Source organism: Thauera sp. K11 (assembly GCF_002354895.1).
Taxonomy (GTDB): domain Bacteria; phylum Pseudomonadota; class Gammaproteobacteria; order Burkholderiales; family Rhodocyclaceae; genus Thauera; species Thauera sinica.
The window spans coordinates 134,283-140,963 of sequence record NZ_CP023440.1; the positions used below are offsets into that span (position 1 = coordinate 134,283).

Annotated in this window: 11 protein-coding genes; 6 read left to right on the forward strand and 5 right to left on the reverse strand. The window is 64.6% G+C overall.

Annotated features, from left to right (window positions below; all coding sequences use genetic code 11):
- Positions 1–25: 25 nt before the first annotated feature.
- Positions 26–289 carry an antitoxin PaaA2 family protein gene (locus CCZ27_RS23135; protein ID WP_096453126.1) on the reverse strand — a complete coding sequence of 88 codons (264 nt, stop codon included), beginning with the start codon at positions 287–289 and terminating at the stop codon, positions 26–28.
- Between the two features lie 383 nt (positions 290–672).
- Here CCZ27_RS23135 and CCZ27_RS23870 point away from each other — a divergent pair, with 383 nt between their 5' ends.
- Together CCZ27_RS23870 and CCZ27_RS23140 are read left to right on the forward strand one after the other, a co-directional pair.
- Complete coding sequence (locus CCZ27_RS23870) at positions 673–1,143, forward strand: hypothetical protein (protein ID WP_157748707.1); 471 nt, start codon at positions 673–675, stop codon at positions 1,141–1,143.
- Positions 1,144–1,148: 5 nt separating this feature from the next.
- Positions 1,149–2,012 carry a hypothetical protein gene (locus CCZ27_RS23140; RefSeq protein WP_096453128.1) on the forward strand — a complete coding sequence of 288 codons (864 nt, stop codon included), beginning with the start codon at positions 1,149–1,151 and terminating at the stop codon, positions 2,010–2,012.
- Positions 2,013–2,272: 260 nt separating this feature from the next.
- On the opposite strand, the gene CCZ27_RS24600 is transcribed toward CCZ27_RS23140, so the two are convergent.
- The 4 genes from CCZ27_RS24600 to CCZ27_RS23155 all read right to left on the reverse strand — a co-directional run bounded on the left by CCZ27_RS24600 (position 2,273) and on the right by CCZ27_RS23155 (position 3,555).
- On the reverse strand, positions 2,273–2,401 hold the full coding sequence (locus CCZ27_RS24600; protein ID WP_255424921.1) for a site-specific integrase: 129 nt from the start codon (positions 2,399–2,401) through the stop codon (positions 2,273–2,275).
- A 68-nt stretch (positions 2,402–2,469) separates the two neighbouring features.
- Positions 2,470–2,868 carry a type II toxin-antitoxin system VapC family toxin gene (locus tag CCZ27_RS23145; RefSeq protein WP_096453130.1) on the reverse strand — a complete coding sequence of 133 codons (399 nt, stop codon included), beginning with the start codon at positions 2,866–2,868 and terminating at the stop codon, positions 2,470–2,472.
- Positions 2,865–3,101, reverse strand: a complete 237-nt coding sequence (locus tag CCZ27_RS23150; RefSeq protein ID WP_096453132.1) for a YlcI/YnfO family protein — start codon at positions 3,099–3,101, stop codon at positions 2,865–2,867. Before CCZ27_RS23150 ends, CCZ27_RS23145 begins: the two co-directional genes overlap by 4 nt.
- 187 nt (positions 3,102–3,288) lie before the next feature.
- Positions 3,289–3,555, reverse strand: a complete 267-nt coding sequence (locus CCZ27_RS23155) for an RHS repeat domain-containing protein (RefSeq protein ID WP_096453134.1) — start codon at positions 3,553–3,555, stop codon at positions 3,289–3,291.
- A 117-nt stretch (positions 3,556–3,672) separates the two neighbouring features.
- Between CCZ27_RS23155 and CCZ27_RS23160 the strand changes: the two genes are divergently transcribed.
- The 4 genes from CCZ27_RS23160 to CCZ27_RS23175 all read left to right on the forward strand — a co-directional run bounded on the left by CCZ27_RS23160 (position 3,673) and on the right by CCZ27_RS23175 (position 6,467).
- Positions 3,673–3,954 (forward strand): type II toxin-antitoxin system TacA family antitoxin, encoded by a 282-nt coding sequence (locus CCZ27_RS23160; protein WP_096453136.1) that lies wholly within the window; start codon positions 3,673–3,675, stop codon positions 3,952–3,954.
- Positions 3,951–4,472, forward strand: coding sequence for a GNAT family N-acetyltransferase (locus tag CCZ27_RS23165; protein ID WP_096453138.1), 522 nt, complete (start codon positions 3,951–3,953; stop codon positions 4,470–4,472). Before CCZ27_RS23160 ends, CCZ27_RS23165 begins: the two co-directional genes overlap by 4 nt.
- 424 nt (positions 4,473–4,896) lie before the next feature.
- On the forward strand, positions 4,897–5,136 hold the full coding sequence (locus CCZ27_RS23170) for a helix-turn-helix domain-containing protein (RefSeq protein ID WP_096453140.1): 240 nt from the start codon (positions 4,897–4,899) through the stop codon (positions 5,134–5,136).
- Positions 5,137–5,138: 2 nt separating this feature from the next.
- Positions 5,139–6,467, forward strand: coding sequence for a type II toxin-antitoxin system HipA family toxin (locus CCZ27_RS23175; RefSeq protein WP_096453142.1), 1,329 nt, complete (start codon positions 5,139–5,141; stop codon positions 6,465–6,467).
- Positions 6,468–6,681: the final 214 nt, after the last annotated feature.

Below are 6,681 nucleotides of genomic sequence, written 5' to 3' on the forward strand. Positions count from 1 at the left end.
GCCGTCGGCCGCTGGACAAGCCGCATCACGGCCCGCGCTGGCGCAGCGCGGTCTTCCGGGGCGCGAAGTGGGTGCGAGCTGCGTCATCGGGCACGCTCGGGCGAGGACCATCGATAGTCGCCCGGACCTGTGCGCGGAACCAAGCGTCATACGCAGCGGCTTCGTGGACACGCTGCATCTGCTGGGCTGCATCCTGGCGCGGCCGGCGGCTCATGTCGCCCTCGCTGTCTTGCGGGGCGTCGAGCAGGTCGACGCGAACGATGTGCAGCTCGTTGTGCAGGTAAGCCATGCCAGTATCCAGGCTGCGCCACGTCCTGGGCTTGTCGGTGCACCGGGTGCCGAGATGCTTTTCCACCCGGCCGAGCCTGAGCGTGACGGACCAGCCACCGGGTCGGCCAATGATGAAGGGGCCGCGGATGGCGCTCGCCCCGGCTATGCGTCGCTATGGATCGTTTGCGTGCTCATCCGTCCATCCTGCCGCTGGCGCAGTGAAATGGCAGGCGGCCGGCATCGTTTGGCAGCCGCAGCTCGACGAACCGATTCGGCGAGGGGACGGGCGGCCGGACATGGCCGGACCCAGTCCACGGCTTTCGCGTGCTCACTTGTCCCTTGCACGATTCCCGCACTTGCCTGCGCCTGATGCTCGCTGTACCGGGATGATATTCTTGCCCGATGGCGCTCTCGACTCGCATGTTCCTGCTGGATCAGGCTGATCGGCTGTATCGGCTGCCGGGCGCACTGTTTGAGCGCATGCTTCGTGATCCTGGCGGCCACCCGGTACGCCAATTTTCCGGTGCGCGGATACGTATGATCGACATGCTGGTCCAGCTTGAGAACCGTCAGCCGATTGATGTTGCCTGGATGTCCTGTCATGTCCTCACCTTCGATGCGTCCGGATGCCTCGACCCGGGCGCATTCGAGCGTCACCAGCGGGCGCGTGCTGATCTGGGTCTGGCGGCGCTGAGCGGCACGTTCGATCGTAGTGCGTCCGTCGTCGACGCCGCAACGCACTTCGTTGCGCGGGGTGGAGGCTGGACGCCGTCACCCGGCATGCTGCAGCGTCTCCGTGATGTCGGATTGGGCAAATCAGCCTGTGCCCGGCTGTCACTGCGCCGCGGTCCGCGTACGCCGCCATCTCGGTAGAACCCATGCACGAAGCCCCGGAACAGGAGGTCGATCGCTACCTTCGCAGCGGAAACGTCGAGATGCGTTACTCGGCATGGCCCGGGGAGGCCTTTTGCGATCGTGTCCGATACGGCGAAAAAGCGCTTCGCGCGGCGCTGATCGAGGCTGTGCGCAGCCGCCGCCCACGCCGCCGGCGCGGTACGGTGCCGTCCGAGCAGAGCGGCGCGGCGTTCGTTCGCACGAAGCTCGCGCCGATGGTCCAGGGCCTGTTCCCGCGCCATGAGCAGGCGCTCGTGCTTGACGTGCTCTGTGGCTCGATCGTCTTTGTGACGCCGACGACCATTGAGGGGGTGCTCGAACGGGTGTCCTCCCTGAACACGGCGTGGAAGCTGGCCAACCTCTATCTCGCGAGCATCGATGCCGCACTGCTTGCCGACGATGCGCCGAGGATCGTGGGCTTGAGCGAGGAAACGACGTGCTACGTGTCGGGCGAATACTTCAGGGAGGCGGGTCGCTTCGACGACTATCTGGTCCACGAGGCCGCGCATGTCTTTCACAACTGCAAGCGTGAATCGATCGGCCTGCGCCAGACCCGGGTGAAGGAATGGCTGCTGGAGATCGATTATGCCAGGCGCGAGACCTTCGCCTACGCCTGCGAGACCTATGGCCGTATCCTGGAACTCGGTAGCGGGCTGAGGGCGCGGCAGCAACTGCTCGCCGACTACGCTCGCGGGCCGATGCCGGCCGACGACCGGGTGGAGACCGGCGAGTATCTGGACATCCTGGGCGAGGCCATTGCCGCCCGCAATGGCTGGAAAAGCATTCTGGCGCGGTGCGCTGCACCCCGGCCGATGCGTCCCCACCTCACGGGCCATGGAGCATGGTGAGCGGACCCTGTCCTGGACTTGCATGTCGGCTTTGCGACGATCGACGGGTTTAAGCGAAGAGAATGCCAGCCTTCAGGGATCTCTTCCTGAAGAACGCTCCAGGAAGACACACCCGTTCCATGTCGTCGCGGTGCGACCGGTTTCACGTCGGTCGTGATACCCCTCACTGGCTGTGTCGTCAACCGTCCCTTTTTGAGCCGGGGTAAGAGCAGCACGCGGCTCTCGACGTCGATCGGGTGCAGCTTCCGCCCGCAGACCTTCTACACCCGCAGCCCATGGCGAAACATCACCAGGATCAGGCAGTGTTCGCGCGCCTCGGTGGGGCTGACGCCGGTGGCAGTGATCAGGCGCTCGACCTCGCGCGCGGCGAGGTCGCGACGCTCATTCATCCTGTCGCGCAGGAGAAACCGGCATGACCGCTCAAGTCTTCAAGAGCCATCCCAAACAGGAAAAGAGGCTACCGCCAGTTCTCCACCTGTAAGCCCCCCACACGATGGAACTCGCCGACGTTCGACGTCACCACGATCAAACCGCGTGCGACCCCGGTGCCCGCGATCAACACGTCGTAGGCGCCAATCGGCTGCCCCTTGTTCTTCAGCGCAGCCCGAATGGCCGCTGTGGCCTGCGCATCGGCATCCTCGAAGAATACGGTACGCGTCACGGAAAAGAAGGCATCGAGCATGGGCGCCAACCTTCTCGCGCGCTCGCTGTTGAGCGCCAACCCATAGTCGATCTCCATGCGTGTGATCGAGGAAACGACGATCTGATGCGGCGAGGTGGCCTTGATGCGGGCCAGCACGCCGGGCTGGCCTTTCACGAAATCGGACACCGTGCAGGTGTCCAGCAGATATTTCATGCCAACGGATCTTCCACGGGGAGAGTCAGCCGGTCGCGCCCCGCCTCGAACGGCGGTATGTCCGCCATGCCCTGGAAGTCCATCACCGCATCAGGCCACTGGGCCTGCGCGTGTCGTGCAAGCCATTCGCTGACCGCCTTGCGGATCAGCGCATTGCGGCTCTCTCCCGCCTGCGCGGCAACGGCCGTCAGCCGCTGCCCGGTCACGTCATCGAAATAGACATTGAAATGCATGCACGCCTCCAGCACTCCGGCATCACACGTTGTGATGTTATACGCTCGCCGTAACGGGCTCAAGGAGGGGTCGTCTCAGAAAACGGAAAATAAAGCACGTTAAGCCGATTGCATTGGCCACCGCATCGCACGGATAGGCGAGCGTCTTGCCACCGGCTGCGGTGCTGGTCAGGCGCCCGGCCGCATCTCACACGTAGGCCACGGTGTCGCTATTGTCGGCGTACTTGGCCTGGGTGCGACGGCCCAGCAGATCGTAGGCGAAGGCGACGTTGTCAGCGGCCGTGGGGTAGCTGCGGCTGGTCAGGCGGTGCAGGTTGTCGTAGGCGAGCGTGATGGTTTCGCCGCTGCGCTTGCGGTGGTTGATGAGGCTGCCGACTGCGTTGTAGCCGAACTGCTTGTAGTCGGTGGTCGATGAGGTATTGACGGTGCTCGGGTGCGGGTAGCGCAGCTTCACCCGGCGGTCGTGGCCGTCGTACTCGTAGGGGCCAGCTCACGAAACGGGAAAATCGTATGGTAGTGGCGTGGATCTGTACGGCAATCTGCCGTATAATTTCAGCCGGAGGACAAGACTATGCCCGCAGCCATTTCTACCGCCCGCCTCGAAGCCCGGATCAGCACCGATCTGCATTCGATGCTCAAGCGCGCCGCCGAACTTCAGGGGCGCACCATGACTGATTTCGTGGTCGCTGCCGTCCAGGACGCCGCGCAACGCGCCATCGAGCAAGCCGAGGTCATCCGCCTGTCGCTGGCCGATCAGGAGTGCTTTGCACAAGCGTTGCTGTCGCCGCCGCAACCGGCCCCGGCCTTGGAACGCGCTTTCGCCCGTCGCCGCAAGCTCTTGCGTGCTGAATGAGCAGCGCACCGTTCCTGCTCACGCCGCTCGATGCCGCGCATGTTCGCGCAGCGTTCAACTGCGGTTCAGAACCGCTTGAGCGCTACCTGCGGGAACAAGTCACCCAAGATGTTCGCCGCCGTGTGGCTGCCTGCTTCGTGGCGTTGGCAGAAGGGCAGCGCATCGCGGGCTACTACACGCTGGCGTCGGCAAGCCTGCTGCTGGCCGATCTTCCGGCCAGCGTCGGCAAGAAGCTGCCGCGCTATCCGACCGTCCCAGCGGTTCGCATGGGCCGCTTGGCCGTCGATCAGGCTTTCAAAGGGCAAGGGCTTGGCGGCGCACTGCTGGCCGTTGCGCTTGACCGTGCTGTCCGTTCCGAGATTGCCGCCTATGCCTTGATGGTGGATGCGAAGGACGAGGCGGCAGCGGCCTTCTACCGACATCATGGCTTCATCGCTTTGCCCGACTCACCGTTCACGCTCTTCCTGCCGCTGGCAACGGTGGAGGCGTCTCGGAAAACGGAAAATAGCGCGCGCTAAGCCGTTGGCATTCTTGCGCGTCAGGTTGGGCTATAGCTCAAATTGACGTTGACACCACTTATTGGCCTCATCGTCCTGGGCATTCACTCGTTCATTAGCTTGCTGACCGCCTTACGGATCAGCGCATTGCGGCTCTCTCCCGCCTACGCGGCAACCGCCGTCAGCCGCTGCCCGGTCACGTCATCGAAGTAGACATTGAAATGCATACACGGCTGCGGCACGCCGGTATCACGCGTCGTGATGTTATACGCTCGCTGTAACGGGCTACAGGCTGACCGCAGCGGCGCTCCCTTGACGCGCCGACCGCCGGACGCATGGCGTCCTGAACGCACAGGGTCGGCGTTTGGGGATCGCGATTTCCGATATTGCGCATTTATCGTTAATTAAGATAATCTGCATTTATCGGCTTTCCCGCTAGAAGTCCATGCTCAGGCTCAACTCCCCCCAGCAGACCGGCCAGATTCTCGTCACTCGACGAAAGGCGCTCAGCCTGTCCCAGGCAGCCGTCGCGGCAAGCCTCGGCATCAGTCAGAACCGTCTCTCGGAGCTGGAAGCCCATCCCGAGCGCTTCACGCTCGACCGTCTCCTCGCCCTGGCGAGCCAGCTCGGCCTGGAACTTGTGCTCCAGGACAAGACGCCGCCCACCAATGAGAGCGAGTGGTAATGATGGGGCGCCCTGCCCACACCCGCGCTCTCAATGCGTGGACCAACGGCAGGCTGGTTGGCCAGTGGCGTTTGCCGGGGCGGGGACCGACCGAGTTCCAGTACGAGCCGGCCTGGATCGCCTCGCCCGAAGGGCGCCCCCTGTCTCTGTCGTTGCCCTTCACGCTGGACAATCTGCCCCTGCGCGGCGACGTTGTCCGCAACTACTTCGACAACCTTCTGCCCGACAGCGACCGCATCCGTGCGCGCCTGCAGTCGCGCTTTCGCACGGAAAGCACCGGAGCCTTCGATCTGCTGCAGGCCATCGGGCGCGACTGCGTGGGTGCCGTGCAACTGCTGCCCGATAACGTCGAACCCGACAGCGTGTTTCGCATCGACGTAGAGCCGCTCGACGACGCGGGCGTGGAACGGATCCTCAGGGGCACCGTGTCCCTGAGCGGCGTTCTCGGTCTGGCCGCGGTGGAGGAAGGCGAGTTCCGCATCTCGATTGCGGGTGCCCAGGAGAAGACCGCACTAACCTGGCATGCGGGTCAATGGTGCCGCCCCTGCGGCGCCACGCCCACCACTCACATCTTCAAGTTGCCGCTGGGTCTGGTCGGCAACCGTCAGGCGGACATGCGCACTTCGGTCGAAAACGAGTGGCTCTGCGCCCAACTCCTGGCCGGCTTTGGTCTGCCGGTTGCGCCTTGCAAGATCGAGCGCTTCGGTGACCAGAAAGTCCTGGTCGTGGAACGCTTCGACCGCCGGCTGGCGAGCGCCGGCGACTATTGGCTGCGCTTGCCCCAGGAGGACTTCTGCCAAGCCACCGGCACCCCCCCCGGGGCAAAGTACGAAGCCGATGGCGGCCCCGGCCTGATGGACATCGCGCGCATCCTGCAGAATTCGGAAACGCGCGAGGCCGATCTCCGGACGCTTCTGAAGGCGCAATTGCTCTTCTGGATGCTCGCGGCGACCGACGGCCATGCCAAGAACTTTTCGCTCTTCCTGCTCCCCGGCGGGCGCTACCGCCTGACACCGCTCTACGACGTGTTGTCGGCCTGGCCGGTCACCGGCACGGGCCCAAATCAACTCGATTACGAGAAGCTTCGCCTGGCCATGGCCGTGCGCGGCAAGAACACCCACTACAGGCTGCGCGACATCCAGCGCCGGCACTTCAACGATATGGCCCGCAAGTGTGGCCTCGGTGCCGACATGGAGCCCCTCATCGACGAACTGGTGTCCCGCACCCCCCGCGTGCTCGAGGCGGTGAGCCGGGCACTGCCACCGGATTTCCCGCCGGACGTTTTCGATGCGGTCGCTGCTGGTCTGCGTAGCTCGGCCAAGCGGCTATGAGCGGTCGGTGCGTCTGGCGGGACGGCTCGCCGGTGACCGCTACCTGCGGGTGAGCCGCCCGCCCGCGCAGGTGCAAGTGCGGGCGACCAGCGGCGCCTCAGTTGCCCGGGAGGCCCGATGACGCGTGCCGTCGCGCTGTCCGCTCGAGCATGAATTCCTGTACGTTTACCCACCCACACATCGACGTCATTGCGCTCCCCGCGCGAGAGGCCCC